The organism is Haladaptatus paucihalophilus DX253, assembly GCF_000376445.1.
GTDB classification, from domain to species: domain Archaea; phylum Halobacteriota; class Halobacteria; order Halobacteriales; family Haladaptataceae; genus Haladaptatus; species Haladaptatus paucihalophilus.
The window spans coordinates 646,558-670,528 of the sequence record NZ_AQXI01000001.1; the positions used below are offsets into that span (position 1 = coordinate 646,558).

25 protein-coding genes and 1 pseudogene are annotated in these 23,971 nt (G+C 61.1%); 16 read left to right on the plus strand and 10 right to left on the minus strand.

The window, feature by feature from the left end:
* The first annotated feature begins 217 nt into the window (after positions 1-217).
* The 6 genes from tfe (at position 218) to B208_RS0103685 (ending at position 5,652) form a co-directional block, all read left to right on the plus strand.
* A complete protein-coding gene (tfe, locus tag B208_RS0103655; protein ID WP_007982664.1) occupies positions 218-745 on the plus strand; it encodes a transcription factor E in 528 nt (175 codons plus the stop codon).
* Positions 745-1,416: a DUF2110 family protein gene (locus B208_RS0103660; RefSeq protein ID WP_007982662.1), complete on the plus strand. Its 672-nt coding sequence runs from the start codon at positions 745-747 to the stop codon at positions 1,414-1,416. The genes tfe and B208_RS0103660 overlap by 1 nt, the downstream gene beginning before the upstream one ends.
* Positions 1,413-2,180: a DUF5803 family protein gene (locus B208_RS0103665; RefSeq protein WP_007982660.1), complete on the plus strand. Its 768-nt coding sequence runs from the start codon at positions 1,413-1,415 to the stop codon at positions 2,178-2,180. Before B208_RS0103660 ends, B208_RS0103665 begins: the two co-directional genes overlap by 4 nt.
* Before the next feature lie 34 nt (positions 2,181-2,214).
* A complete protein-coding gene (locus B208_RS0103670; protein WP_007982658.1) occupies positions 2,215-2,916 on the plus strand; it encodes a competence/damage-inducible protein A in 702 nt (233 codons plus the stop codon).
* 277 nt (positions 2,917-3,193) lie between these two features.
* Positions 3,194-3,934, plus strand: a complete 741-nt coding sequence (locus B208_RS0103680; protein WP_007982654.1) for a prephenate dehydrogenase/arogenate dehydrogenase family protein — start codon at positions 3,194-3,196, stop codon at positions 3,932-3,934.
* Positions 3,931-5,652, plus strand: coding sequence for a small ribosomal subunit Rsm22 family protein (locus B208_RS0103685; protein ID WP_007982652.1), 1,722 nt, complete (start codon positions 3,931-3,933; stop codon positions 5,650-5,652). Before B208_RS0103680 ends, B208_RS0103685 begins: the two co-directional genes overlap by 4 nt.
* Here B208_RS0103685 and B208_RS0103690 read toward each other — a convergent pair.
* On the minus strand, positions 5,649-5,861 hold the full coding sequence (locus B208_RS0103690) for a hypothetical protein (protein ID WP_007982650.1): 213 nt from the start codon (positions 5,859-5,861) through the stop codon (positions 5,649-5,651). The genes B208_RS0103685 and B208_RS0103690 overlap by 4 nt on opposite strands.
* Before the next feature lie 292 nt (positions 5,862-6,153).
* Between B208_RS0103690 and surE the strand changes: the two are divergent.
* From surE to B208_RS24885, 5 genes and pseudogenes are all read left to right on the plus strand, one after another.
* Positions 6,154-6,929, plus strand: a pseudogene (gene surE, locus B208_RS0103695) (5'/3'-nucleotidase SurE).
* A gap of 57 nt (positions 6,930-6,986) precedes the next feature.
* Positions 6,987-9,326, plus strand: coding sequence for a bacterio-opsin activator domain-containing protein (locus tag B208_RS0103700; RefSeq protein ID WP_007982645.1), 2,340 nt, complete (start codon positions 6,987-6,989; stop codon positions 9,324-9,326).
* Between the two features lie 107 nt (positions 9,327-9,433).
* Positions 9,434-9,676 (plus strand): HalOD1 output domain-containing protein, encoded by a 243-nt coding sequence (locus tag B208_RS0103705; protein ID WP_007982644.1) that lies wholly within the window; start codon positions 9,434-9,436, stop codon positions 9,674-9,676.
* A 2-nt stretch (positions 9,677-9,678) separates the two neighbouring features.
* Positions 9,679-9,873 (plus strand): DUF7576 family protein, encoded by a 195-nt coding sequence (locus B208_RS0103710; RefSeq protein WP_007982641.1) that lies wholly within the window; start codon positions 9,679-9,681, stop codon positions 9,871-9,873.
* Between the two features lie 6 nt (positions 9,874-9,879).
* Positions 9,880-10,014 (plus strand): DUF7331 family protein, encoded by a 135-nt coding sequence (locus B208_RS24885; protein WP_007982639.1) that lies wholly within the window; start codon positions 9,880-9,882, stop codon positions 10,012-10,014.
* A gap of 106 nt (positions 10,015-10,120) precedes the next feature.
* On the opposite strand, the gene B208_RS0103720 is transcribed toward B208_RS24885, so the two are convergent.
* Positions 10,121-10,651 carry a GrpB family protein gene (locus tag B208_RS0103720; RefSeq protein ID WP_007982637.1) on the minus strand — a complete coding sequence of 177 codons (531 nt, stop codon included), beginning with the start codon at positions 10,649-10,651 and terminating at the stop codon, positions 10,121-10,123.
* 106 nt (positions 10,652-10,757) lie between these two features.
* Here B208_RS0103720 and B208_RS24155 point away from each other — a divergent pair, with 106 nt between their 5' ends.
* Positions 10,758-10,931 (plus strand): hypothetical protein, encoded by a 174-nt coding sequence (locus tag B208_RS24155; protein WP_007982635.1) that lies wholly within the window; start codon positions 10,758-10,760, stop codon positions 10,929-10,931.
* Positions 10,932-11,054: 123 nt separating this feature from the next.
* Here B208_RS24155 and B208_RS0103735 read toward each other — a convergent pair whose 3' ends face one another.
* From B208_RS0103735 to B208_RS0103745, 3 genes are all read right to left on the minus strand, one after another.
* Positions 11,055-11,327 carry a hypothetical protein gene (locus B208_RS0103735; protein WP_232423714.1) on the minus strand — a complete coding sequence of 91 codons (273 nt, stop codon included), beginning with the start codon at positions 11,325-11,327 and terminating at the stop codon, positions 11,055-11,057.
* Positions 11,328-11,429: 102 nt separating this feature from the next.
* Positions 11,430-12,206, minus strand: coding sequence for a nucleoside phosphorylase (locus B208_RS0103740; RefSeq protein WP_007982629.1), 777 nt, complete (start codon positions 12,204-12,206; stop codon positions 11,430-11,432).
* Positions 12,207-12,350: 144 nt separating this feature from the next.
* Positions 12,351-14,180 carry an acetyl-CoA carboxylase biotin carboxylase subunit gene (locus tag B208_RS0103745; RefSeq protein ID WP_007982627.1) on the minus strand — a complete coding sequence of 610 codons (1,830 nt, stop codon included), beginning with the start codon at positions 14,178-14,180 and terminating at the stop codon, positions 12,351-12,353.
* A 407-nt stretch (positions 14,181-14,587) separates the two neighbouring features.
* On the opposite strand from B208_RS0103745, the gene B208_RS0103750 reads away from it, so the two are divergent.
* The 4 genes from B208_RS0103750 (at position 14,588) to B208_RS23270 (ending at position 18,121) form a co-directional block, all read left to right on the plus strand.
* A complete protein-coding gene (locus B208_RS0103750) occupies positions 14,588-15,409 on the plus strand; it encodes a class I SAM-dependent methyltransferase (RefSeq protein WP_007982625.1) in 822 nt (273 codons plus the stop codon).
* A 346-nt stretch (positions 15,410-15,755) separates the two neighbouring features.
* The gene (locus tag B208_RS23720; RefSeq protein ID WP_026177722.1) at positions 15,756-15,968 is read left to right on the plus strand and encodes a hypothetical protein; all 213 of its coding nucleotides are present in this window, start codon (positions 15,756-15,758) and stop codon (positions 15,966-15,968) included.
* 23 nt (positions 15,969-15,991) lie between these two features.
* The gene (locus B208_RS23265) at positions 15,992-16,837 is read left to right on the plus strand and encodes an SAM-dependent methyltransferase (protein ID WP_081460926.1); all 846 of its coding nucleotides are present in this window, start codon (positions 15,992-15,994) and stop codon (positions 16,835-16,837) included.
* Between the two features lie 24 nt (positions 16,838-16,861).
* Positions 16,862-18,121 carry an MFS transporter gene (locus B208_RS23270; protein WP_073096512.1) on the plus strand — a complete coding sequence of 420 codons (1,260 nt, stop codon included), beginning with the start codon at positions 16,862-16,864 and terminating at the stop codon, positions 18,119-18,121.
* A 309-nt stretch (positions 18,122-18,430) separates the two neighbouring features.
* Here B208_RS23270 and B208_RS0103760 read toward each other — a convergent pair whose 3' ends face one another.
* The 5 genes from B208_RS0103760 to B208_RS0103780 form a co-directional block, all read right to left on the minus strand.
* Positions 18,431-18,697: a hypothetical protein gene (locus tag B208_RS0103760; RefSeq protein ID WP_007982622.1), complete on the minus strand. Its 267-nt coding sequence runs from the start codon at positions 18,695-18,697 to the stop codon at positions 18,431-18,433.
* Positions 18,678-20,222: an acyl-CoA carboxylase subunit beta gene (locus tag B208_RS0103765; RefSeq protein WP_026177723.1), complete on the minus strand. Its 1,545-nt coding sequence runs from the start codon at positions 20,220-20,222 to the stop codon at positions 18,678-18,680. Before B208_RS0103765 ends, B208_RS0103760 begins: the two co-directional genes overlap by 20 nt.
* 96 nt (positions 20,223-20,318) lie before the next feature.
* Positions 20,319-21,641 (minus strand): sodium-dependent transporter, encoded by a 1,323-nt coding sequence (locus B208_RS0103770; RefSeq protein ID WP_007982620.1) that lies wholly within the window; start codon positions 21,639-21,641, stop codon positions 20,319-20,321.
* A gap of 145 nt (positions 21,642-21,786) precedes the next feature.
* Positions 21,787-23,124: a sodium-dependent transporter gene (locus B208_RS0103775; RefSeq protein ID WP_007982619.1), complete on the minus strand. Its 1,338-nt coding sequence runs from the start codon at positions 23,122-23,124 to the stop codon at positions 21,787-21,789.
* A gap of 116 nt (positions 23,125-23,240) precedes the next feature.
* A complete protein-coding gene (locus B208_RS0103780) occupies positions 23,241-23,948 on the minus strand; it encodes an SDR family oxidoreductase (RefSeq protein WP_007982618.1) in 708 nt (235 codons plus the stop codon).
* Between the last annotated feature and the right edge of the window lie 23 nt (positions 23,949-23,971).

Here is a 23,971-nt window from a genome sequence, read left to right on the forward strand (position 1 = left end):
GTCACACCCAGAACACTGATAGGTTAAATTTCTTGTGGTTTTGAACGAATACCAAACGAGAAGACGGCGGAAACGGCGGCCGATTCGATGGTCTCGTCCCGTCGATGATTCGACACGCGACCGACATCACTCCGGGGAGCCAGTCGCTTCCCGAAACGATACCACCGACGCGCTCCCGATGGTTTTAAACAGATGAACGACCCGATATAACATATCAATGGCTTTCGAGGACCTGCTAAGCGACCCGGTGATTCAGAAATATCTTCACGAATTGGTCGGGCCGAAAGGAATGCCGGTCGCCGCCGCGCCGCCGGACGGTGAAGTGACCGACGAGGAACTCGCGGAGGAACTCGACCTCGAACTCAACGACGTTCGACGGGCGCTGTTCATCCTCTACGAGAACGACTTGGCGAGCTATCGACGCCTCCGCGACGAGGATTCGGGGTGGCTCACCTACCTCTGGACGTTCGAGTACGACAAGATACCGGAGAACTTGGAGGAAGAGATGTACCGCCTCCTGGACGCGCTCCAGCAGCGTGAAGAGTACGAACGGAACCACGAGTTCTATCTCTGTGAAATCTGCTCGCTCCGGTTCGAGTTCGGTGAGGCGATGGACTTCGGCTTCGAATGTCCCGAATGTGGTTCGCCCCTCGAATCCATGGAGAACTCGATGCTCGTCGAGTCCATGGAGGACCGAATCGACGACCTCGAAGACGAACTCAACGTCGAAACGCTCGGTGCATAATGGTCGTTCTCGCAACCAAAGTGTACGTCAGCGGCGACGCGAAACGACGCGCACTCGACGGTCTCCAGTCCCTCGTCGAAAACGCGCTCGGCGACCTCGACGTCGAGTTCGACATCGGCGTCCGGCACGACGATTTCGTCTCCGTCACCGTCGAAGGAGAGGACGAAGTGGTCGCCCGGAACGTCCTCGCCGAGGAGTGGGGCGAAGTCACGCCGAACCTCCGCGACGGCGACACCTACGTCGGCACGCTTGAATCGTGGGACGACGACGGGGTCGTCCTCGACGCCGGACAGGAGGTTCGGATTCCGGCGGCCGAACTCGGCCTCGGTCCCGGCAGACCGGAACAGGTCGTCGAACGCTTCGGACTCGTCCAGCACATGCCGATGGAGTTCGTCTACGCGGACGACGGCTCGTCGCGCCTCTCGGACGACGAGCGTGACCGCCTGTTCGACTGGTCGCGCGGGAACGGCCGCGTGAACGTCAACAGCGCGACGCGGGGCGAGGTCCGGGCGACGGTCAACCGCGCCGGACACGCACAGGACATCGTGACCGTCGAGCGACTCGGCGTGTTAGAACAGAGCATCGTCTGTACCGAAAACACCGACCCACCGGGACTACTCGCCAGCATCGGCGGCTACATCCCGGCCGAAATCCGTTGTGTAATTCCATGAGAAAACGGCTCGCCCTCGGGATTGGTCTGCTCTTCCTCCTCGTGGCCAGTGCCGGCTGTACTTCCGTGTTCGGGCCGGGCGAAATCAGCCAGCAGAAACTCTCGCGGAACGCGACGTACGACTGGGACACCCCACAGGACGTGACGTACAACGTCACGAGCAACCAATATCAGGCGGTCTACGAACTCGACAAGAAGGGGACCCTCGAAATCCACCAGGAGGAATCCTTCGGCGAGGAGGCACCCGTCGAGATTTCCGCCGTGCAGTTCCGCTACCCTAACCGCACCGTCGTCGACGCCGACCACATCGAGGTGAAGAAGACGAAATCCTCGACCATCATCAAACCGCCACAGGGACAGGGACAACTCGCGTACACGGCGTCGAGACAGGGCAAGACGTTCTACGTCCCGACCTACTTGAAGGAGAAGACGTACGAGGTGACCATCCCGCGCGGGATGCGGGTCGATACCTTCCTGTTGAGCGACGTGCGTCCCGGCGGCTACGAGACGACGATGGAGAACGGTCGTGAACACATCATCTGGTCGACTCCGGTGAAATCCGACAGCATCTCGGTCCGCTACTACCTCGGGCGCGACAAGTGGATATTCGCCGGAATCGTCGCGCTGGCGCTGCTCATCGGCTTGGTCGGGTTGGCCTACTACCGCTATCAGATTCGACAACTCGAACGCCAGCGGGAGGAGATGGGCCTGAACATGGACATCTCGGACGATGATGTGGGCGACGGGCCGCCGCCCGGAATGTGAGAGCACTTTTCTTCATCGCGGTCAACGGTTCGGTATGAACGTTGCGCTGGTAACAGTCGGAGATGAGATTCTCTCCGGGGATACCGTCAACACGAACGCCGCGTGGTTGGGCGAGCGACTGACCGAGCGCGGCGTGGCCGTGGAGCGGGTGTTCGTCGTTCCGGACCGCGTGGGCGACATCGCCCGCGTCGTGAACGAAGCCCGCGCGGAGTACGACGCCGTGCTCGTCACCGGCGGCCTCGGCCCGACGCACGACGACCTGACGATGGAGGGCATCGCGGCGGCCGTCGGCGTTCCCGTCGAGGAGCACACGGAAGCCGTCGAGTGGATAGAAGCGCACTCGGATTACTCGCACGCCGACCTGACGTCGGGGACGACCCACCTGCCGAAAGGGTCGCGGATGCTGCCGAACGACGTCGGCGTCGCCCCCGGCGCGGAGATAGAGGACATCTACGTCCTGCCGGGCGTGCCGAGCGAGATGCATTCGATGTTCGAGCGAATCGCCGACGAGTTCGACGGCGAGCCGTACTACACCGAGACGGTTCCCGCGGGCGAACCCGAGAGCGCGCTGCTCGACCGATTCGAGACGCTCCGGGAGCGGTTCGACGTGAAAGTCGGGAGCTATCCGGGCGACTACGTGCGCGTCAAAATCGAGGGGACGGACGAGAACACCGTCCAAAACGCCGCCGAGTGGTTGCGCGAGCGAGTCGAAGCGCCGGACGAGACGAACGCCTAGCGGTGAACCGCCTCGATTATCTGTAGAAGTAGGCGAGCCACGCCACGGTGAACGCGAGTCCGACGACGAGAACGACGATACCTGCTTCATTCGCGGGAACGGCTTCGAGTGGAATCATACCCGGCGGTTGTCGGCGCTGTCTCTTAAGGTTTGAGAACTACACCCAGTGATGCCGTCGTTCGATGAGCGATAAACCCGCGGAAGGACGAGCACTGTACCGACCGAGGAATTCCCGCAAACGAACCGCTTTTGGGCGGACCACACCAACGCGAAGGCAATGAACGTACTCGTCGTCGGGGCGGGCGCGATGGGTCGCTGGTTCGCCGAGGCGATACCGGGCGACATCGCGTTTGCCGACGCGGAACAGGGGGTTGCGGCGGAGGCCGCCCGAGCGGTCGGTGGACGAGCGGTCGCGCTGGACGCCGACGAATCATTCGATGTGGTCTGTCTCGCCGTGCCGATTCCGGCCATTTCGGCGGCCATCGCTGAACACGCGCCGAAGGCCGACCGGGCGATGCTCGACGTGAGCGGCGTGATGGCCGAACCGGTCGAAGCGATGGCCGAACACGCGCCGAACGTCGAACGGGTGAGCCTGCATCCGTTGTTCGGGGCGAACACCGCGCCGGGGAACGTGGCCGTCGTCGCGGACGAATCGGGACCGGTCACGAGCGAACTGTTCGACGCGATCGAAGCCCGCGGGAACACGCTGGTCGAGACGACGGCGGCGGAGCACGACGACGCGATGACGACGGTGCAGGCCGGGACGCACGCGGCGGTGCTCGCCTTCGCGCTGGCGGCGAACCCGGTCCCCGAGGGCCTTCGAACTCCCGTCTACGAGGAGTTGGCCGACCTCGCGGACCACGTAACCGACGGGGAACCGCGCGTCTACGCCGACATTCAGGCCACCTTCGACGGCGCGACGGACGTGGCGGAGGCGGCGAAGCGACTGGCCGACGCCGACCCGGCAGAGTTCGAGCGGTTGTACCGCGAGGCGGCGGAGAGCGAGGTGGACGAATGAACGCAGAGCAGCGCGAGCAGGTGCTGTCGAACGCGAAGTACCTGCAGGACGTGCGGCCCGTGGACCCCGAGGAGATTTCCGAATACATCGAAGGTGAACCGCATCCCGCGGTCGTCCGGCAGGTGCTCCGCGAGGAGGCAGGAGCGCTCGGCTTCGTGGAGCGCGACGACGGCACCTTCGAACCCGCATCCGACGACCCCGTTCGCCCCGAATTCCGCGGCGTCGAGTCGTTCCCCGAAACGTACGGTCGAAAACTGGAGGACCTGCTCGTCGCGGAGTTCGGCGCGGGGTGGCCGGACGGCGCGTCGGGCGACGAACTCCGGCGAACGATTCGACGGCTCAAGGAGGACTACTTCGCGCAGAACCCGGTCGAGTACGATTACCGCGTCGCGCTCGGCTACGCCATCTACCACCTGCCGGACTACTACGCCGTGGTCCAGTACGTCCTCTCGGAACTCGCGGGGCGGGGCCTGCTTCCCGGAAAACTTCGCGTGCTGGACGTTGGCGCAGGGGTCGGCGGCCCCGCGCTCGGCCTCCACGACTTCCTCCCGTCGGAGACGTTCGTGGAGTATCACGCCGTCGAACCGAGCGACGCCGCGGACGTTCTCGCCGCGATGCTGGAGGAGACTGGCGAGAACTTCTACCCGACCGTGCACCGCGACACCGCGGAGGCGTTCGAACCCGAAGACGGCGAGGCGGAGTACGACCTCATCGTGTTCGCCAACGTGCTGAGCGAGTTGTCCGACCCGGAAGCGGTCGTTCGGAAGTACCTCGACTACCTCGCGCCCGACGGGTCGATGGTCGCCATCGCCCCGGCGGACAAGAACGCCAGCATCGGCCTCCGGGAGGTCGAACGAAGCGTCGCCGACCGGACGACGGTGTTCTCGCCGACGCTCCGCCTCTGGCCCGGCGAGGAACCGAGCGACGACTGCTGGTCGTTCGACGTGAAACCCGAGTTGTCGGTCCCGCCGTTCCAACGCCGACTGGACGCGGGCGAGAGCGGTGACGGTGAGGGTGATGGCGACGATTCCGAGAGCGGCGCTGATGGTCGCTCCGAGGACGCCTCCGAACACGTCGAACATCGTGGAATCGACGCCAGCAACTACGAGTTCGAGTCGGACGACGGTGCCAAGGAAACGAGCGAGCAGGGCATCGACGCGAGCGAATACGGACTCGATGCAAGCGAGTACGATGCCAGTGCCGGTGAACACGATGTCAGTTCCGGTGACGGACTCGACGCGAACGGGCGAGGGATGGATGCGAGCGGGCGAGGAACCGATGTGGCCGAACCATCGGAGACGGTGACGCTGGACGATATCGAGGGCGACGGCGAGTTCGTCAACGTGGACGTGCAGTTCTCACACGTCGTCCTCCGAACCGACGGAACCCGTCGGCGTGAGTTCACCGCGAGCAGGGCCGAATCCGCGAAGATGGCGGAGATGGAACGCCACGTCACTGAACGCGTGAACCTCGTCGCGGTGAAACTCAGCCACTCGCTGTCGGAGGATGGAGAAAACCCCGTGTTCAAGGTGAGCGACGGCAGCGAGGCGGTGGGGAACTTCGCGGTCCTGACGAAGGAAACGTCGCTCAATCGCGCGCTCCGCGAGGCGGCCTACGGTGCGCTCCTCTCGTTCGAGGACGTGCTCGTGCTCTGGAACGAGGACGAAAAAGCGTACAACCTCGTCGTGGACGAACGGACGGTCGTGGACCGCCGCTAGTTCGCCTCGACGCACTCCCGGACGAAGTTGTAGTACGAACCGAACTTCCCCTCATCGTTCGGCGACAGCGGAATCCCGTTTTCCGCGAGCAGTTCGACCGTCTTCTTTGGCTCACACTCGAACCAGATGGACAGGATGTCTACGTTACGCTGCGCGTATTCGTAGTTGAGTTCGAGTGTGTGAGCGTCTGTGACATTTCCCTCCGCCATGTCCGTTCGGATAGTGTGAGCCTCACAGCATAAATCCATGTGATTCGTTAATTATCAATACTGTATTATAACAACGATTGGACACACTTGGCCCCTCTCGCTCCGTCTCGAAATACGCTCGAGACCGCTCGCTGCGGCGCTTTTCGGTCGTCTACCATCTCGTTCGTTCACCTCTCTTCCATTCCCCTGGAACTGTCCAACTCGTCGTTTTCACGGCCGGGTCGGACTCGCGTTGGGAGTGCTGGCACGCACCGAGCGGAGTACTTTTGCGTTCCCGTTCCAACTCCCCTGCATGGGCGATTCGCTGGAAATTCTTCTGACGAACGACGACGGCATCGACAGTCCCGGTATCCGCGCGCTGTACGAGAGCCTCCAGGAAATCGGCAACGTGACCACCGTCGCACCCGCGACCGATCAGAGCGCGGTCGGTCGCGCGATGTCCTACGAGGTCGAGGTCGAGGAGCACGAACTCGGCTACGCCATCACGGGCACTCCCACCGATTGCGTCGTCGCCGGACTGACCGAACTCGGTCCCTATCCCGATATCGTCGTCTCCGGGTGTAACAACGGGGCGAACCTCGGCGCGTACGTTCTCGGACGCTCTGGAACCGTCAGCGCCGCGGTCGAGGCCGCCTTCTTCGACGTTCCCGCCATCGCCGTCTCGCTGCACGTGCCGAACCACCTCTGGCCCTACGACACGACCGTCGAGGAGTACGACGTGGCGGCGAAGGCGACGACCTATCTCACCGAACACGCGCTCGACGCGGGCGTGTTCGAACAGGCCGAGTACCTGAACGTCAACGCGCCGATGTCGAGCGACGGGGCGACTCCGATGGAGGTCACCCGCCCTCGCACGTCTACGACATGGACACGACCAACGAGGGCGGCGTCATCACGCTGCACGACCGGACGTGGGAACAGATGGGCGACGAGACGCTGCCGGACGCCGAGGGGACGGACCGTCACGCGGTGTTCAACGGGAAGGTGAGCGTCTCGCCGTTGACCGCCCCGCACACGACGCGCCACCACGAATCGCTGGACGAACTGGTGACGGAGTACCGGGTCTAGCGCCACCGTTTTACCCGCTGGAGTCCAACCGGGCCTGATGACTGGGGGGTAAGAATCGTGAGTCGTACCGATATCGAACAGCTTGCGCTCGATGTCGTTCCCGTCAACGTCGCGGTGCTCGACGAGAACGGGGTCATCGTCGCAACGAACGACGCGTGGGAGCGGTTCGGCCGAGAAAACGGTCTGGCCGAGCCGACGATAGGGGTCAATTATCTCGACGTTTGTGACGGTGCGGACGAGCTGACGGCGGACGAAGCGGCGACGGGCATCCGCGCCATTTTGTCGGGGGATCGGACCGATTTTAGCCTCGAATACCCGTGTCACTCGCCGGACGAGCGGCGCTGGTTCGTGATGCGCGCAGCGGACGTGACGGACGACGGCAATCGGTACGTCGTCGTGGCACACATGAACGTCACCGAGCGACACGAATCGAAGTCCGAAGTCGAGCGGTACGAGATGATCGTTCGCAACGTCCCGGTGATATTCTTCGTCATCGACGCCGACGGGACGTTCCAACTCGTGGAGGGGAGCGGATTGGAATCGACCGGGTTGGAAGACGGGGAACTGGTCGGCGAGTCCATCGACGACCGGTACAAAGACCACCCTGATATCCTCGAAAACTGCCGTCGCGCCCTGTCGGGGGAGCCGATTCAGACGACCAGCGAATTCGGGGGGATTATCTACGACGTCGTGTATCAACCCGTGTTCGATTCGGCGGGCGACGTCGATCGCGTCATCGGCGTCTCGGTTGACGTGACCCGACGCGAACGTCACGAGGAAGCGCTCGCCGCGTTATCGGACATCACGCGGGAACTGCTGGAGACGGAAACCTCGGACGAGGTGTGTGCCGTCACGGTCGAAGCGGCGGAACGATTGCTATCCCTGCCGAGGACGCGCATCGCGCTGTACGACGAATCGACCGGCGCGCTCCGAACGAACGCGGAGACGACGGGTGCGGAGACGTTGCCGGACGAACTGCTGGACGGCGACGGCATCGCGTGGCAGTCGTTCATCGAGAACGAGGCCGCATTCGACGACGAAATCGTCTCCCTCCCGCTCGGGACGCACGGCGTGTTCATCACCGAAATCTCCGGGAACGCGACCCTCGACATCGCGGAACTCTGTGCCGCCGCCGTCGAATCGGCGCTCGGACGAGCGGTCCGCCAGCGCCGACTGCAGGAACAGGACGCGACGCTCCGTCGGCAGAACGCGGCGCTCGAACGGCTCAACGAACTGAACGAGGGTATCCGACGCATCGACCGGGCGCTCGTGGAGGCGCGAACCCGCGAGGAGATAGAGTCCGCCGTCTGTAGCCGCCTGACGAGCGGCGGACCGTACCGCTTCGCGTGGATCGGCGTGGACGACCCGGCGACGGGACGGGTCGTCCCGCACGAATCGGCGGGAATCGAACGGGGCTATCTCGACGCGATAGCCATCACGACCACCGACGAGACGACCGACCCGGCCGGAACCGCGCTGAAAACCGGACGGGCGCAAGTGGTGCAGGACGTCCTTCGCGGACCGCTCTCGGAGCAGTGGCAGAGCGAGGCGCTGAAACGCGGCTATCGCTCGTCGTGTTCCCTCCCGCTTCGCTACGGCGACGCCGTTTACGGGGTACTGTCGGTCTACTCCGACCAGCCGCGGACGTTCGACGAACTGGAGCGGGCCGTGCTCGAAGACGTGAGCCAGACCATCGCGTACGCCATCAACGCCGTCGAGAGCAAGAAGGCGCTCGCCGGTGGCGAGGTGGTCGAACTCGAATTCGACATCGAGGACTCGACGGTGGTGTTCGTGGACATCGCCAAAACGCTGGATTGTCACGTCGAGTTCATGGGTGTCGTCTCGAAACACGACGGCACGGTGACGGCGTTTTTCACCGTCAACGACACTTCATCGGAGGACGTCCGCGCCCTGGCGTCCCGGTCGCTGGAAGTCATCGACATCGAACGGGTGAGCAGTCGAGAAGATTCGACGCTGTTCGCCGCGACGTTGACCGGTTCGAGTTTCGTCGGGACGCTCCTCGACCACGGAGCGGTTCCCGAGACGTTCACGGTCGGACCGCTCCCGGGGACGGTGGTCGTCAGACTCCCGATGAATGCGGACGTTCGGACGTTCGTCGAAGTGCTCCAGACGCGATTCCCGGCGTTGGAACTGCGAAGCCGTCGGCACCGCGAACGACCGGTCGCGTCCGGCGACCTCGATACGGTACTCGCGGAACTCCTGACCGACCGTCAACTGGAGGTCCTGGAGACGGCCTACTACAGCGGCTTCTTCGATTCGCCCCGGAAGAGTACCGGCGAGGAAGTCGGAGGGTCGCTCGATATCTCCCAACCCACGTTCCAACATCACTTGCGCGCCGCGGAGCGGAAACTGCTCCGGAGGCTGCTCGAATCGTGAGCTTGGAGCGCCATCTAGATTGATAGCCCCCTCCTCGAATTATCACATTCAATCTAGCTGGAAGTGCCTTTACATAGTATTCCCTACCGGTGGGTATGAGAACGGATATGAAACGACGACGCGACCAAGGGGGCGACCGGGTAAGCCTCGACGTCCTGTCCGCCGTGATGGACGCGGCGGGGTACGACGATGCGACCGAGTTCGAGACGTGTTTGTACGACGTCATCGACCCGGATGCGCTCGACTCGCTCTTTCATCAGCGGACGAGAGGCGGCCGCGTCGAGTTCACGATAGACGGATTCGAGGTACGCGTACACAGCAACGGCACCGTCGAAGCCACACCGGAGTAACGATGGGCGAACAGTGCGTGGGTAAAACCGAAGCGCCGTTCGACGAGTGCGCCTGCGTCGTCTGCGGCGACGACATCGACATCGAATCGTGGCATCCGATTCTCGCCGACACCGACGCGACGGGAACGTTCCGTCTGTATCCGTTCTGTACGACCGACTGCCGAGACGCGTGGAACAGCCATCGAACCAACCGATAACAGAGAATGACTGACCGAGCACCTAACGAGATAGAATACAGCGAATACGAGGACGAATACGGAACCGTGGCGATGTTCTACGACCCGGAGAATCACCAGGCGTGGATTCGCTCCAGCACGACGGTTTCGGTGCGACCATAAATGGCGCGTATTTTCGGAACATCGGACCGAAGATAGTCATCACTGGTGCTCGCGGAGGCCACCGCGGGAGACGGTTGCGGACTCGGCGACCGGGCGAGTGACGAACTCACGGGTTGCGTTCGTCACTCGCGCGTTCGAGCACGCGCCGGATGAACGGTTCCTTTTTCCGCGTGTACGTCGGTCTGTCGTCCCCGTGCTCGTCCGCCAACTCCCGCTTCAGGCGGTCGTACTCCGCGGCGGCGGACGGGTGCTCGCGCAAGAAATCCCGGAACAGAACGGATTCCCGATAGCAGTCGCTTCCCGCTTCGGTCAGCGAGAGATAGTGCGTCCGGTTCGCCCGCGGTCCCTTGGCGAGGAACGCGCGGTCTGGAACGCCGTCGTTCGGTCGATACTCGTAGCCGTGCCCCTCCAGCACGGAGACGAGTCGCGCGGCGTGAGACGCATCCTCGACGACGGCGAGCACGTCGATGATGGGCTTTGCGACGATGTTCGGGATAGCGGTGCTTCCGACGTGCTCGAAAGCGAGTCCGTCGTCGCCGGTGACCTCCCGTATCCGTTCGACCTCCGTCTCGTACTCCCGTCGCCACTCGTCCCTGTGGGGTTCCAGCTCGACGGTGCCACGCTGCAGACCGACCATACGCCTTCCATGGGAAACCCGGGAATAAACGTTCGCACTGGATACGATGCTCGCCCGAGCGTGCCTTCCGCGGAATGTTTATTCCCGTTCGTGACGAATTAGAATCATGAACCGCGCCCTCCTCCACTACGTGTCGTTGGGTATCATCGGGCTCTCGTTCGCCACGCTTTCCATTCCCGGCCTCGCGGCAGGAGACTCCAGCATCAGCCTGTGGCTGTTCGCCATCAGCGGGGTCGGTCTCATCCTCGGGAGCCTCTACGACGTGCTGACGGTGGCTTGAACGACTTCGAACCGGACGGTTTCACGCCGCTCGTCGTCCTCGGCGCGGTACTCTCGCTCGCTGGCGCCCTCCTATCGCTGTTTCCGTGAGCACGTGTGGACGGTCCATCCGTCGAGACGCGGCCTACAGGAACTTCCGAACGCTCCAGTACAGCCACGTGAGCACGTCCCCCACGGCGGAAACGGGATTGAACCCGGCGTCCGGATTTCTCGCCGGTTCGAACTCCTCATCGAGCGTCGCGGACGAGCAGCGACGTATCTCGCCGGAGTTGACCCGCCTCCCGTCGGCGTCGGTGACTCGCAACAGCGTCACTCCGTCCGTCCGCCCCACGACGCGATGAACGTTCGATTCGGGCGGTTCGCCCGCCGGTCGGTAATGCTCGCCGAGTTCTTGCATGTGTCGTCCGAGTATCCGTCCGTACACGTGGGGGTTATATGAAACGTTTCCCTCTCGACCCGGAGTCTCGGACCACGCGCATTCCGCGGGCGTCGTCGGTGCTCACGCCACGCCGTTTTCGAGAACTGCCTTCGCGGTGTCCCCGAGGTGTTGCATGTCTTCCCCCGTCAGATGGAACTTCGGCTCCCAGTCGGCGGGGCCGAGATAGTCGCTGACGACGAACATCGACGCGGCGTCCACGCCGCGATGGGCGGCGACGGTGAACACCGCGGACGCCTCCATCTCGACGGTGAGGATGCCTTCGTCGGCGTACCGCTCGACCTCCCGTTTCGTCTCTCGGTACATCGCGTCGATGGTCCACGACGACCCGACGTGGAACCGTTCGTCGCGCTCGCGGAGCAGTCCGATGGTCTCGTCGGTGAGCGATTCGCTCGCGTGAGCGAACTTCTCGGACTCGGCGTAGTGATGGGACGTCCCTTCGTCGCGGATGGCCTTGTCACAGACGATGAAATCGCCCATCTCGATGGTGTCGTCCAGGCACCCGGCGAACCCGATGGAGAGGAACGTCTCCACGCCGTCCGCGACGAGTTCGTCCATCAACATCGCTGTGGTGGGCGCTCCTATCCCGAAGTTGCCGAGAACGCCGACGGCGTAGTCGGCGTCCGCAAAGGAATAGAGGTCGCCGTAGTAGTTCCCCACGTGCTGGCCGTCGTGGGTTTCGGTGAGGTAGTCCATCAATCCGCGACTGTAACAGAGGACGACCGCCTCCGGCAGTCTCGTCCGTCCCGTTTCGCTTTCCGCGTGTCGGTACTCGGAGTGTTGGGCGGGTGTGACCAGCGGGTCGGCCGCCTGCTTTCCGGGAAGATTTGGAAACGCCATCGTTCGTGACGAGACAGGACACCGTAATGTATGTTGTGCGGGCACGTTGGACGATACCCCTTGCCACGAGTCGGTAGCAGGGGCGTGACTCGACCGACCCAAAAATCCGAAAATCGCGTTTCGACTGTCGCCGTCGGTTGCTGATCAGTCCACGACGACGAGCACGTCGCCCATATCGACGCTATCGCCTTCGCTGACGGCAATCTGCGTGACGGTACCGCCGCGGGACGCGACGACGTCGTTTTCCATCTTCATCGCTTCGAGGACGCAGACCACGTCGCCCGACTGAATCTCGTCGCCCTCTTCGACCTTCACGTCGAGGATGGTGCCCTGCATCTCGGCGGACACGGTTTCCCCTTCGGCGTCCACGACGGCCTGACTGCCGCCGTCGCCGCTGCCGCCCGCCGGTTTCGGCTTCTGGCCGCCGCCGTTGGAACTCGACGGGACGGCGGCGACGCCGCCGCGGTCTTCGAGGTTGACCTCGAAGCGCTTGCCGTTGACCTCGACCGTGAACTCGCGCTCGACGACTTCCTCGTCCTCGCCCGCGGATTCGGCCGAACCCCACTTCTCCTGTGCCTCCTCGATTCGGTCTTGGTCGAGGTGGTGGTCGAGGTACTTCGTGGTGTGGGTCCCCGCGACGAACTCGTCGTCTTCGAGCATCAGGCGGTGGAACGGGATGATGGTCGGGATTCCCTCGATGTCGTACTCCGCGAGTGCGCGCTGGGAGCGTACGATACACTCCTCGCGGTCGGCACCGTGGACGATGAGTTTCGCTATCATCGAGTCGTAGTCGGTCACGAGGTCGTCGTCCTGTCGGAGCGCGTCGTCCAAGCGAACACCGATTCCGCCCGGCGGGTCGTAGGTCGTCAGTTTCCCGCCCGTCGCCGGAGCGAAGTCGTTCGCGGCGTTCTCCGCGTTGATGCGGAACTCCATCGCGTGCCCTTCGAGTTCCACGTCGTCCTGTTCGAAGCCGAGCGGTTCGTCGGCCGCGACGCGAATCTGCCACTTCACGATATCGACGTCGGTCAACCACTCCGTGACGCAGTGTTCGACCTGAATTCGGGTGTTCACTTCGAGGAAGTAGAAGTTCGTGTCCACGCCGAGGAGTTCGCCATCGCCGCGCGCCTCGTCCTCTTCCACGAGGAACTCGAAGGTACCGGCGTTGTAGTATCCGGCGGCGTCCGCGCCGTCACGGGCGGATTCCGCTATCTTCTCGCGGAGTTCGTCCGAGAGCGCGGGCGACGGGCCTTCCTCGATGACCTTCTGGTGGCGGCGCTGGAGCGAACAGTCGCGCTCGCCGAGGTGACGGACGTTGCCGTGGTGGTCCGCGATGATCTGCACCTCGATGTGACGCGGGTTTTCGAGGTAGCGTTCGAGGTAGACGTTGGCGTTGTCGAAGTACGCCTCACCCTCGCGCTGGGCGGATTCGAGTTGGTCTTCCGCTTCTTCGGGGCCGCGGACGACTTTCATCCCGCGGCCGCCACCGCCACCCTCCGCCTTGATGGCGACGGGGTAGCCGTGTTCGTCGCCGAAGTCCGTGACCTCCGACGGGTCCTCAACGGGGTCCGTCGTGCCGGGGACGATGGGCACGCCAGCCTCCCGCATCGTCTTCCGGGCTTTCGTCTTCTCGCCGAGTTGCTCCATCGATTCGCTGGCCGGGCCGATCCACGTCACGCCGTCGGTGGCTTCGACCAGCGCGGCGAAGTCGGCGTTCTCCGCGAGGAACCCGTAACCGGGGTGTATCGCGTCGGCACCGGCCTTTTTCGCGGCGTCGATGATGGCCTCTTGGTCGAGGTACGATTCGGCTGCCCGCGCCGGGCCGACGTTGTACGCCTCATCGGCGTAGCGCACGTGTCCGGAGTTTCGGTCGGCGTCGCTGTAGATGGCAACGGTGTCGATTCCGAGTTCCTCACAGGCGCGCATCACGCGGACCGCGATTTCCCCGCGATTTGCGACGAGAACCTTGTCGAACATTCCTGCGGGAAACTATTCGGGAGGACCACCTCATTCTGTCGATTCAGGGTCGGCCATTACGGCGTCAACGGGTGGTTTTCCCACTGGGTGACGGAAGCTCACGTCCGCCCCGTCCTCGTGTGACGCGCTCACCTGTCGAGAGCGGAACCTTTTTATCCCCGTCAGCTGACATCTGGGTCGTGCGACGACCGACTCCACCCCACGCTGGACACCCGAATCACGGGCCAGCGTCTGCTTTTCGCCGGGTGGAGTCTCGATTCGGCCGCTGACGCGGCGTCGGGGTGAAACCGGGCGAGTCGTGTTTTCACCATCGAACGAACCCACCCCACACAACAGATGAACATCGACGAACGGACGGAACGACGTATCACCAGCGAAACGATTCGACGATTCAGCGAGGGCCGACGATGAGCGACATGGACCCCGCGCGGTACTACGACGAGTACGGCGAACGCGAGTGGGAGCGACTGGAACGCGACCCCGTTACCCGCATGGAGTTCGCAAACACGGTCGATTACCTCGACCGGTACCTCCCCGACTCGGGCCGCGTCCTCGACGTGGGCGGCGCGTCGGGCCGCTACGCGCTCTGGCTCGCAGAGTGTAATTACGACGTGACGCTCGTGGACGTGAGCGAGACGCAGGTCGAACTCGCCCGCGAGAACGCCGCCGAAAGCGGCCTCGAAGACGTTATTTCGGCGGAGCAGGGCGACGTCCGAGACTTGCGATTCGAGAACGAGGTGTTCGACGCGGTGTGCTGTCTCGGTGGTCCCTTAAGCCACGTCGTGGACGACGACGAGCGCGCCACCGCCATGCGCGAACTCCGCCGGGTCGCCGCATCCGACGCCCCCGTCTTCGTCTCCGTCATCAGTCGCTTCGCACCCCTCCGGGACATCATGAAGTTCAACCTCGAATCCAGCCACGGCCTGCTCGCCCCCATCACCGAGGACGGCAAGTACACCGCCGAACGCGTCGCCGAACACGCCGATGGAGAAGGCTGGGCGGAGTGTCACTTCTTCCGCGCCGACGAGTTCGAAGCGGAACTGGAGGACGCCGGTTTCGACGTCGAGCAACTGGTCGGTTTGGAGGGCGTCGCCAACCGCATGAAACCCGAACTGGCCGACGCCAGCGACGAAGCCGTCGAGAGCGTGCGCGAGGTCGTCCGGATGCTTCGAGAGGACCGTGCCGTGGTCGATTTCTCGGAGCACATGCTGGCGGTGTGTCGAGTATAGAATCTGGAGCGTTTGCTCGTCCGGCGGTGTGCTTTGCCACTCCCATTCATGTGCTTTGCCACCTCCGTTCAATTACGCGGGAGTGGACACGCCACGATATCCCTCTCAATCCATGAATCGTTCCTGGTGCATTACGTAGTGTGCAACTCTGTTGAAATCGGTGGTCGGTCCGGTTGCTCACAGTCGCTACAGCTTCTCGGTCACCGCTCAAGGTCCATACGAAATGACCGATTTTTAAATCGAGGTTCGACATTTGTAGTCTCCAGAAGATATATTATTTCCCATATTTTAAAGATTAAATTATAGACTAGATTTATTGGCCACGGTGAAATTTGTATTTGATGCCATGTCGGAAACTGCAACAAAAGTGGTCGAACGCACGATGCAAGATGAACAGTTCCTCAACCTCTTCCAGCGTAATCCAGATGCGGCATTGGAAGAGTATGATCTCGCAGAACACGAGGAAAAAGCGCTGAAAAGTGGCAAAGAAAGCCGAATTCGCGATGTTATTGACGATGCGTTGGCCGCTGCAGTACTTGTTGTTGTCGTGAATAACTAACAATCGCTTCCACAATTTTTACCATGACAAACAATAGCAACTCGGACAGTACGAATTTTGTAGATATTTATGTGATTGGAACAGGAATGGTAGGAACCCGTCAATTTACTCAAGAAGCGATCTCAGCACTTGAGCAATGTGAACGAGTATATTTAGTCCATTTCCAAAAATCTGTCAAAAAATATCTAGAAGAATTTACTGACCAAGTTCATGTTCTCACTGATGAATACAACGAAGGTGAAAAGCGCGATAATACATATGCTCGTATGGCTCAACAGGTTCTAGATGGAGCAGAAGAGTCTGAGGGTCCTGTGGTGTTTGCCCTATATGGTCATCCAATGGTTTTTGTTTCACCTAGTCGATGGGTGATTGATGAGGCGCCAGAAAGAGGATTAGAAGTTGAAGTCCAACCAGGTATCTCATCTATGGATTGCTTATATTCCGACATTGCTTTCGACCCTGCTAAAAATGGCGTCCAGATGTTCGAGGCAAGCGATTTACTCCTTCGTGAGTTTGACCTTAATCCAGATATTCCGGCAATGATATGGCAAGTGGGTATGCTTGAATCGGCACTTTATACCACTAATTCAAGTGAGCCTGAACGATTTACTCGATTTAGAGAATATCTTGAGCGATTTTATCCACCGGACCATTCTGTTTCACTCTTACAGACCGCAACTTATCCGATTTCTAATTCAAGACAGATAGAATTCGAAATTAAGGATTTTGAGAAAATGGCTGATGAGATAAATGCAATCCAGACGTTATACATCCCACCAGCTAATGAACGACCAGTACAGAACGAAGAACTCGCTGAATTGTTCAAATCAAAAGAACATATAGAAACAATAACTAATAAAAACTCTTAACTACATACATTATTTTATTAATTTATGAGCTTCAGATCATCACTTAAAAATCGAGGATTTCTTTCGCTATGGTTGGCTCAAGTTGTGTCACGGATTGGTGATAGTATCCATGAAATTGCACTGATTTGGGTTGTTTACGAAGTAACTGAAAATCCGGTGTTGATGTCTGCAGTAGTCGTTGCAAGTCTCGGACCAAGCGTGTTATTTTCACTTCCTGCCGGTTCCTTAGTTGATAGACTAAACCGTAAATATATTTTAATTGGCACCGACCTTATTCGGGGTGCAGCAGTTCTCTTAATACCACTCATTGGATCCCGCCAACTTCTCGTACCAGTGGTGCTTTTTGTTGCAGCTATTTCAGGTCTAATGGAATCATTTGCTGGTCCTGCTCGGAGTTCGCTTATCCCACGACTGGTTCCAAACACGGAACTTGATTCAGCAAATGCACTCCAACAAATGACCACTAGTGCATCACAGACCCTGTATGTGATTGGTGGTATTATTGTGGGTGTTACTGGATCATTTTCTGCATTTTATCTGGATTCAGCGTCATTCTTCCTTTCAGCTATCATTCTACTACCTATTTCGAGGCAAGCAGGTACACCAGACCGTTCAAGCAATAATTCCACAGGATTACTAGCGGAGGCGCGTGATGCGATTGACTTTATCCGACAGCACCGTATTTTGCCAAGTGTTATCATTCTCTCTGCCCTTACCGGATTTGCATTAGGCCCACTTGCCATCGTATTACCACTGTTCACCGAAAATATACTCGGACATGGGAGTACTGCGTTTGGGATACTGTATGGTAGCCTCTATGCGGGGGTTTTAATCGGTGGGACGATTGTTGGCGGGGTCAATACTCGTCTTAGCTCGTATAGAGGAATTATTATGACAGGTGGCACACTTCTCACTGGACTCTCCCTGATACTTGTTGCTATAATCCCATCACAAGTCTCATTTTCTTTAGTCGCTGCGATCATCCTATTTGCGTTCTGTGGGGTGGCAATTTCACTTATTCAAGTTCCACTTCAGACATTGGTTCAATCTGCAGTCCCTGATGAGAGACGCGGACGGGTTTTTTCTGTAATGACTGCCGCTGGGCTCGCTGCACCGCCAGTTAGTGTTGCACTTACTGGCCCGCTTCTTGCTCAGTTTGGAGTTATTAATTTACTACTTATTGAAGGTATTTTTGTATCTCTATCCGGTATTATTATTGCGTTGACTCCCCTTGCTCATGTTGGAGAAAATGATTCAGCGAGATCTGATTTACTGAACAATTAATGAAATTTACTTCCCCTCAAGATAGACATCTCCCGACAAAATTTGTCAAAATAGTGTTTAGAATACGCATAATGTATTTCGAGGGGTCCAATTCGGGTATTCCCTATCCATGTTCACTACTCAGCATGATCCCAATATCTGATTTTTAGAATCATTGTTGATAGTACATAAATTCGACACGCTTGCCAAACTCTTGTAGTTCTGCTTAGTGCAACAAGCAGGAGTAAGACAAATCGACCCCGGCCAGTTCACTCTTCGCGTACAAGTGGACCACGTTCACTGCACCTGAAATCATAACCGAAAGTGAACTCAGTACCGCGTCGTCCGCCCCGCCGCGCTCCACTCGTTCGTCGGGGCGTTCGTCGGGACGCGAACGTTGCGGTTCTGCAACCCCGCCATCCGCCCGGCGAAGCGCCAGCGGTCGCCCTCCCAATCCGGTCGTTCTTCGCCCTCCGCGGCGGCCGCCTCCTGCTCGCGGAGGTGGACGTCGATGGCCGCGATGATGGCGGCGGCTTCCTCATCGGTGGCGTCCGGCGGAATCGAGAGGTTCACGTCCTCAGAGCGGGATGTTGCCATGTTTCTTTTCCGGTTGCGACTTGCGCTTGGTCGAGAGCATTTCGAGGTCGTCGATGAGCCGCGGACGGGTGTCCTGCGGTTCGATAACGTCGTCCACGAAGCCGCGGTCGGCGGCGGTGTACGGGTTGGCGAACTGCTCGCGGTACTCGTCGATGAGTTCGTCGCGGCGCGCATCGGGATCGTCGGCCTCGGCGAGCTCCGAACTGTACAGGACGTTGACCGCTCCCTGCGGTCCCATCACGGCGATTTCGGAGGTGGGCCACGCGTAGTTCACGTCCGCGCCGATGTGCTTGCTTGCCATCACGTCGTAGGCACCGCCGTACGCTTTGCGGGTGATGACGGTCATGAGCGGCACCGTCGCTTCGGAGTAGGCGTAGAGCAGTTTCGCGCCGTGGCGGATGATGCCGCCGTGTTCCTGGTCCGTGCCGGGCATGAAGCCGGGGACGTCCACGAACGTCACGATGGGAATGTTGAACGAATCGCAGAAGCGCACGAACCGCGAGCCTTTCTCCGAGGACTCGATGTCGAGGGTTCCTGCGTTGACGCGGGGTTGGTTCGCCACGATGCCGACCGAGCGGCCGTCGAGGCGGCCGAAGCCGACGACGATGTTCTTCGCGTAGCCCTCCTGCACTTCGAAGAACGAATCCTCGTCCACGACGCCCTCGATGACGCGCTGGATGTCGTACGGTTTGCGCGGTTCGTCGGGGACGACGGATTTCAGTTCCTCGTCGCGGCGCTCGGGGTCGTCCCACGGTTCGAAGCGCGGCGGGTCCTCGACGTTGTTCTGGGGGAGGTACGAGAGCAGGCGGCGGATGTCGTCCAGCGCCTCCTCCTCGCTGTTCTCGGCGAAGTGGGCGACGCCACTCTTTCCGGTGTGGGTCGTCGCGCCGCCGAGTTCCTCGAACGTGACTTCTTCGCCCGTGACCGTCTCGATGACGTCGGGGCCGGTGATGAACATGTGGCTCGTGTCCTTCACCATGAAGATGAAATCCGTGATGGCGGGCGAGTAGACCGCACCGCCGGCGCACGGCCCCATGATGGCCGAAATCTGGGGGATGACGCCGGACGCTTGCTGGTTGCGGTGGAAGATGTCGGCGTAGCCTGCGAGCGACTCGACGCCCTCCTGAATCCGTGCACCCGCCGAATCGTTCAGGCCGATGATGGGCGCGCCGACTTCCATCGCGCGGTCCATCACCTTCGTCACCTTTTGGGCGAACACCTCACCGAGCGACCCGCCGAAGACGGTGAAGTCGTGGGCGAAGACGAACACCTTGCGGCCGTTGACCTCGCCGTAGCCCGTCACCACGCCGTCGCCGGGCACCTGTTTCTCCTCCATGCCGAAGTTGTGGCTCCGGTGGGTTCGAAGTTGGTCGAACTCGTTGAAGGTGTCGTCGTCGAGGAAGTAGTCGATGCGCTCGCGCGCCGTCATCTTCCCTCGCTCGTGTTGTTTCTCGATTCGCTCCTCTCCGCCGCCTTTCTCCGCCTCGCGGCGCTTTTCGCGTAGTTCGTCGATGCGCTCGTCCATCGTCATCGCTGAACACCCGGACGCGTTATCATTGCGCGTTTGCAGTACGAGCGAGCGCAAAAGGTTTCCGTACTACGATGAGGACAGTTCGACAGCCTACAACAGCGAGTAGAGGTTCACCGCGAGGGTGACGAGCAGAAACAGCGGGAGAACGGTCCTGACGCTCCAGAGCCACGGGACGCCGAGCGAACTGGCGAATCCCCCCGCGCCGGAGTCGAACTCGGCGAGCGCGTCAGACCCGAGGATCCATCCGGCGAAGACGAGGAATCCCGCGAGTCCGGCGGTCAGCATCAGGTTGACGAGGGTGTCCGCTACGAAGGTGAACAGGTCGGGGGTGAGCGCACAGACCGTGCCGGTGACGAGGATGACCCCCGCGAGGCTGAGCGTCGCCGTCCGCCGCGAGACGCCGTGTTCGTCTACGAGGTACGCGACGGGGATTTCGAGCATGCTGATGGAGCTCGACAGGGCGGCGAAGAGGATGGCGGCGAAGAACCCGACGGCGACGACCTCGCCGTAGGGGACTTGCGTGAACGCGCCCGCGACGGAGACGAACAGCGCGCCGGGGCCGCCGCCCGCGGAGGCGTCGGTGAGACCGCCCTGAAACGCGAACAGGAGCGGGAAGACGACGAGTCCGGCGAGGACGCCGACGGCCGTGTTCAACACGGCGATGACGCTCCCGTCGAACGGGAGGCTGTTGTCCTCGCCGAGGTAGGAGGCGTAGGTTATCATCGTCCCGACGCCGAGCGAGAGGGTGAAGAGGGCCTGTCCGGCCGCCGCCTGCAACAGTCCGATGGGGTCGTTTCGAATCGGTTCCGGGTTGAAATCGAGGAAGAACGAGAGTCCCGAACCGGCGTCGGGTTGGGTGATGGCCCACCCCGCCAGCACCGCGAGCAGGAGGATGATGAGGGGCATCATCACCTTCGTCGCCTTCTCGATGCCGCCGCGAACCCCGCCGAGGACGACCAGTGCAGTCAGCGCGAGGAACGCAACTTGGAACGCGGCAGCTTCCCAACCGAAGCTGATAGTTCCGAAGTACTCCCCCGGCGCGGCGAAGTACGACCCGGTGAAACTGGCGAGAAAGTATCGAACGATCCACCCGCCGACGACGCTGTAGAACGACAGCAAGACGAGCGCGGTGACGACGCCGAACAGACCGACGAAGCCCCACGATTTGGTGCCGGGCGCGAGTCGAGCGAGTGCGCCCGCCGGATTACGTTTCGACCGGCGGCCGATGACGAACTCCGCGAGGAGTCCGGGGACGCCGACGAGCAATACGATACACAGATAGACGACGAGGAACGCGCTTCCGCCGTACTTGGCCGTCATCCACGGAAAGCGCCAGACGTTGCCGAGGCCGACCGCGCTCCCCACCGCCGCGAGGATGAAGCCGACTCGGCTCGCCCACGATTCACGTACCATTGCTATGCACTCGCTTGCCCAGCGGTTATGAGGCTTTCGAGATTGAAAACCGTCAAAGTACGATAATCATGGTTTTCGGGCATCTGATTTGCTATTTACAATTCCGATTCGGAAGGAAATTTAACCGATACGTTACGATTCGTCGTCAGCCGAAGTAGGCCCCCGAGGAGAGTCCCGTGTAAAGTGCCTTGATACCCAAGTAGAGGGTGACGACGACTGCGATGGGGACGACGGTCCGCACCCACCACAGCCAAATCGTCTTGAACGACCCGCCCACCGAACTCCCTCGCCCGAGTTCGTCCATCGCGTCGGTGTCGGCGAACCACCCGATGAAGACGGCGAGGAGGAGCACCGCGATGGGAAGGAGGAACTTAAACACGAAGTCGTTGTAAAAGCCGAGCCAGGTCGTACCGAACGTCGCGGGGACGCCGACGAGGAAGATGAAGACGCCGGCCGCGACCGCGGTCGTCGAACGTCGGTAGCCGTAGTGCTCGGTGATGTAGGACACCGGCACTTCGAGGAGACTGATGGAACTGGAGAGGGCCGCGAACAGCAGGACGACGAAGAAGACGAAGCCGATTATCTGTCCCGCCGGAAGGTTACCGAACGCGCCTGCGAGGGCGACGAACGCCGTTCCGGCACCGCCGCTCGCGCCTTCCGCCCCGCCCGTGGCGAAGAGGATGGGGAAGACGACGAACCCGGCGAGGAGCGCGACGAGGGTGTTGACGACGACGATGGCTCCCCCGTCGGCTGGGAGACTGTCGTCTTCGCCGAGGTAGGACGCGTATGCGATCATGACGCTGAACCCGAGCGAGAGGGTGAAGAACGCCTGTCCCATCGCGGGCGGAACGATGGTACCGAAGTTGTTCGCGATGACGCCGAAGTCCGGGGAGAGGTAGTAGTTGTACCCCGCCGTGGCACCCTCGAGCGTGGTCGCCCAAGCGCCCAGTCCGACGAGGAGGACGAGAATGGCGGGAATCATGAACGTCGTGGCTCGCTCGATGCCGCCCGTGACGCCGAGCGCGACGATGCCGATGGTGATCGCCATGAAAACGGCGTGAGCGGCGACGGCGGTCGGTCCGGCGGACACCGCACCGAAATAGGTTCCGGGGTCGCCGAAGTAGCTTCCCGTGGCGCTTCCGACGATGTAGCTGAGGACCCACCCGCCGACGACGCTGTAGAACGCGAGCGTCAAGAGCGAGGAGAACAGGCCGAGTCCCCCGACGAACGACCACTGCCCGTGTCCGATTTTCCGGAACGCCTCGACCGGGTTCTGTTCCCCCCGCCGACCGATGACGAACTCGATGAGCATCGTCGGAAAGCCGATGAGCGCCACCGCCAGGAGATAGACCACGAGGAACGCCGCACCGCCGTTCGTCGCGGTCTGGAACGGGAACGACCAGATGTTCCCCAGTCCGACCGCGCTACCGACCGCGGCGAAGATGAATCCGATTCGTGACGTCCACGTCTCACGTTGTGCCATGTGTATGCTTGCCATTTTTAACTAAGTGTTATAAACGACCCGATGTATATTTCCTACATTGAAAATGGGACAATAAAGATAAGCGCGATAAAAACAGCCGTCGTCGCGCCCGCGACCTACGCCTCGCCGTACACCGGAACCGCCGCCCCGCTCGTCACGCTCGCTGCGTCGCTACAGAGGAAACAAATCATTTCCGCGATATCCTCGGGGGCGACCCATTTTTCGTGGTCCGCGTCCGGCATCATCTCGCGGTTCGCGGGCGTGTCGATGACGCTCGGCATCACGGCGTTCGCTCGGACGGTGCCGGAGTTCTCCTCCGCTATCGTCTCCGTGAGGAGACGAACTCCCGCCTTCGACGCGCGGTACGGCCCGTCTCCCTCGCCGCCTTCGAGCGAGGAGCGCGCGCTGACGCTCACGATTGCACCGTCGCGCTCCTGTAAGTGCGGGAGCGCGTGTTTCGACGCCAGAAACATCGTCTTCAGGTTCACGTCGAACAGCAGGTCGAACGTTCCCACGTCCGTCTCTTCGATATGCGACCCGCCTTTCCACGTTCCGGCGATGTTGGCTAGCGCGTCGATGCCGCCGTGGTCGGCAACGACGTCGGACACGACAGACTCGACGGCGGACTCGTCCGTGAAATCCGCCCGATAGAAGTTGACGCGTTCGCCGTCGAGCAGCGCGTCTTCCTCGTCCGGTTCGACTACATCCGTCGCACAGACGGTCGCGCCCGCGTCGTCGAACGCGGCACAGACCGCACTTCCGAGTGCGCCGCTCGCGCCCGTGACGAGGACCACCGCACCGTCGAAGTCGAAGCTCACGTCCATGGACCGTCCAACACCGTGCGGGA

Excerpts from the sequence above, each read along its gene's own strand:
- tfe (WP_007982664.1), top strand. The coding sequence starts at position 218 with ATGGCTTTCGAGGACCTGCTAAGCGACCCGGTGATTCAGAAATATCTT.
- B208_RS0103660 (WP_007982662.1), top strand. The coding sequence starts at position 745 with ATGGTCGTTCTCGCAACCAAAGTGTACGTCAGCGGCGACGCGAAACGA.
- B208_RS0103665 (WP_007982660.1), top strand. The coding sequence starts at position 1,413 with ATGAGAAAACGGCTCGCCCTCGGGATTGGTCTGCTCTTCCTCCTCGTG.
- B208_RS0103670 (WP_007982658.1), top strand. The coding sequence starts at position 2,215 with ATGAACGTTGCGCTGGTAACAGTCGGAGATGAGATTCTCTCCGGGGAT.
- B208_RS0103680 (WP_007982654.1), top strand. The coding sequence starts at position 3,194 with ATGAACGTACTCGTCGTCGGGGCGGGCGCGATGGGTCGCTGGTTCGCC.
- B208_RS0103685 (WP_007982652.1), top strand. The coding sequence starts at position 3,931 with ATGAACGCAGAGCAGCGCGAGCAGGTGCTGTCGAACGCGAAGTACCTG.
- B208_RS0103690 (WP_007982650.1), bottom strand. The coding sequence starts at position 5,861 with ATGGCGGAGGGAAATGTCACAGACGCTCACACACTCGAACTCAACTAC.
- B208_RS0103705 (WP_007982644.1), top strand. The coding sequence starts at position 9,434 with ATGAAACGACGACGCGACCAAGGGGGCGACCGGGTAAGCCTCGACGTC.
- B208_RS0103710 (WP_007982641.1), top strand. The coding sequence starts at position 9,679 with ATGGGCGAACAGTGCGTGGGTAAAACCGAAGCGCCGTTCGACGAGTGC.
- B208_RS24885 (WP_007982639.1), top strand. The coding sequence starts at position 9,880 with ATGACTGACCGAGCACCTAACGAGATAGAATACAGCGAATACGAGGAC.
- B208_RS0103720 (WP_007982637.1), bottom strand. The coding sequence starts at position 10,651 with ATGGTCGGTCTGCAGCGTGGCACCGTCGAGCTGGAACCCCACAGGGAC.
- B208_RS24155 (WP_007982635.1), top strand. The coding sequence starts at position 10,758 with ATGAACCGCGCCCTCCTCCACTACGTGTCGTTGGGTATCATCGGGCTC.
- B208_RS0103735 (WP_232423714.1), bottom strand. The coding sequence starts at position 11,327 with ATGCAAGAACTCGGCGAGCATTACCGACCGGCGGGCGAACCGCCCGAA.
- B208_RS0103740 (WP_007982629.1), bottom strand. The coding sequence starts at position 12,206 with ATGGCGTTTCCAAATCTTCCCGGAAAGCAGGCGGCCGACCCGCTGGTC.
- B208_RS0103745 (WP_007982627.1), bottom strand. The coding sequence starts at position 14,180 with ATGTTCGACAAGGTTCTCGTCGCAAATCGCGGGGAAATCGCGGTCCGC.
- B208_RS0103750 (WP_007982625.1), top strand. The coding sequence starts at position 14,588 with ATGAGCGACATGGACCCCGCGCGGTACTACGACGAGTACGGCGAACGC.
- B208_RS23720 (WP_026177722.1), top strand. The coding sequence starts at position 15,756 with ATGTCGGAAACTGCAACAAAAGTGGTCGAACGCACGATGCAAGATGAA.
- B208_RS23265 (WP_081460926.1), top strand. The coding sequence starts at position 15,992 with ATGACAAACAATAGCAACTCGGACAGTACGAATTTTGTAGATATTTAT.
- B208_RS23270 (WP_073096512.1), top strand. The coding sequence starts at position 16,862 with ATGAGCTTCAGATCATCACTTAAAAATCGAGGATTTCTTTCGCTATGG.
- B208_RS0103760 (WP_007982622.1), bottom strand. The coding sequence starts at position 18,697 with ATGGCAACATCCCGCTCTGAGGACGTGAACCTCTCGATTCCGCCGGAC.
- B208_RS0103765 (WP_026177723.1), bottom strand. The coding sequence starts at position 20,222 with ATGGACGAGCGCATCGACGAACTACGCGAAAAGCGCCGCGAGGCGGAG.
- B208_RS0103770 (WP_007982620.1), bottom strand. The coding sequence starts at position 21,641 with ATGGTACGTGAATCGTGGGCGAGCCGAGTCGGCTTCATCCTCGCGGCG.
- B208_RS0103775 (WP_007982619.1), bottom strand. The coding sequence starts at position 23,124 with ATGGCACAACGTGAGACGTGGACGTCACGAATCGGATTCATCTTCGCC.
- B208_RS0103780 (WP_007982618.1), bottom strand. The coding sequence starts at position 23,948 with ATGGACGTGAGCTTCGACTTCGACGGTGCGGTGGTCCTCGTCACGGGC.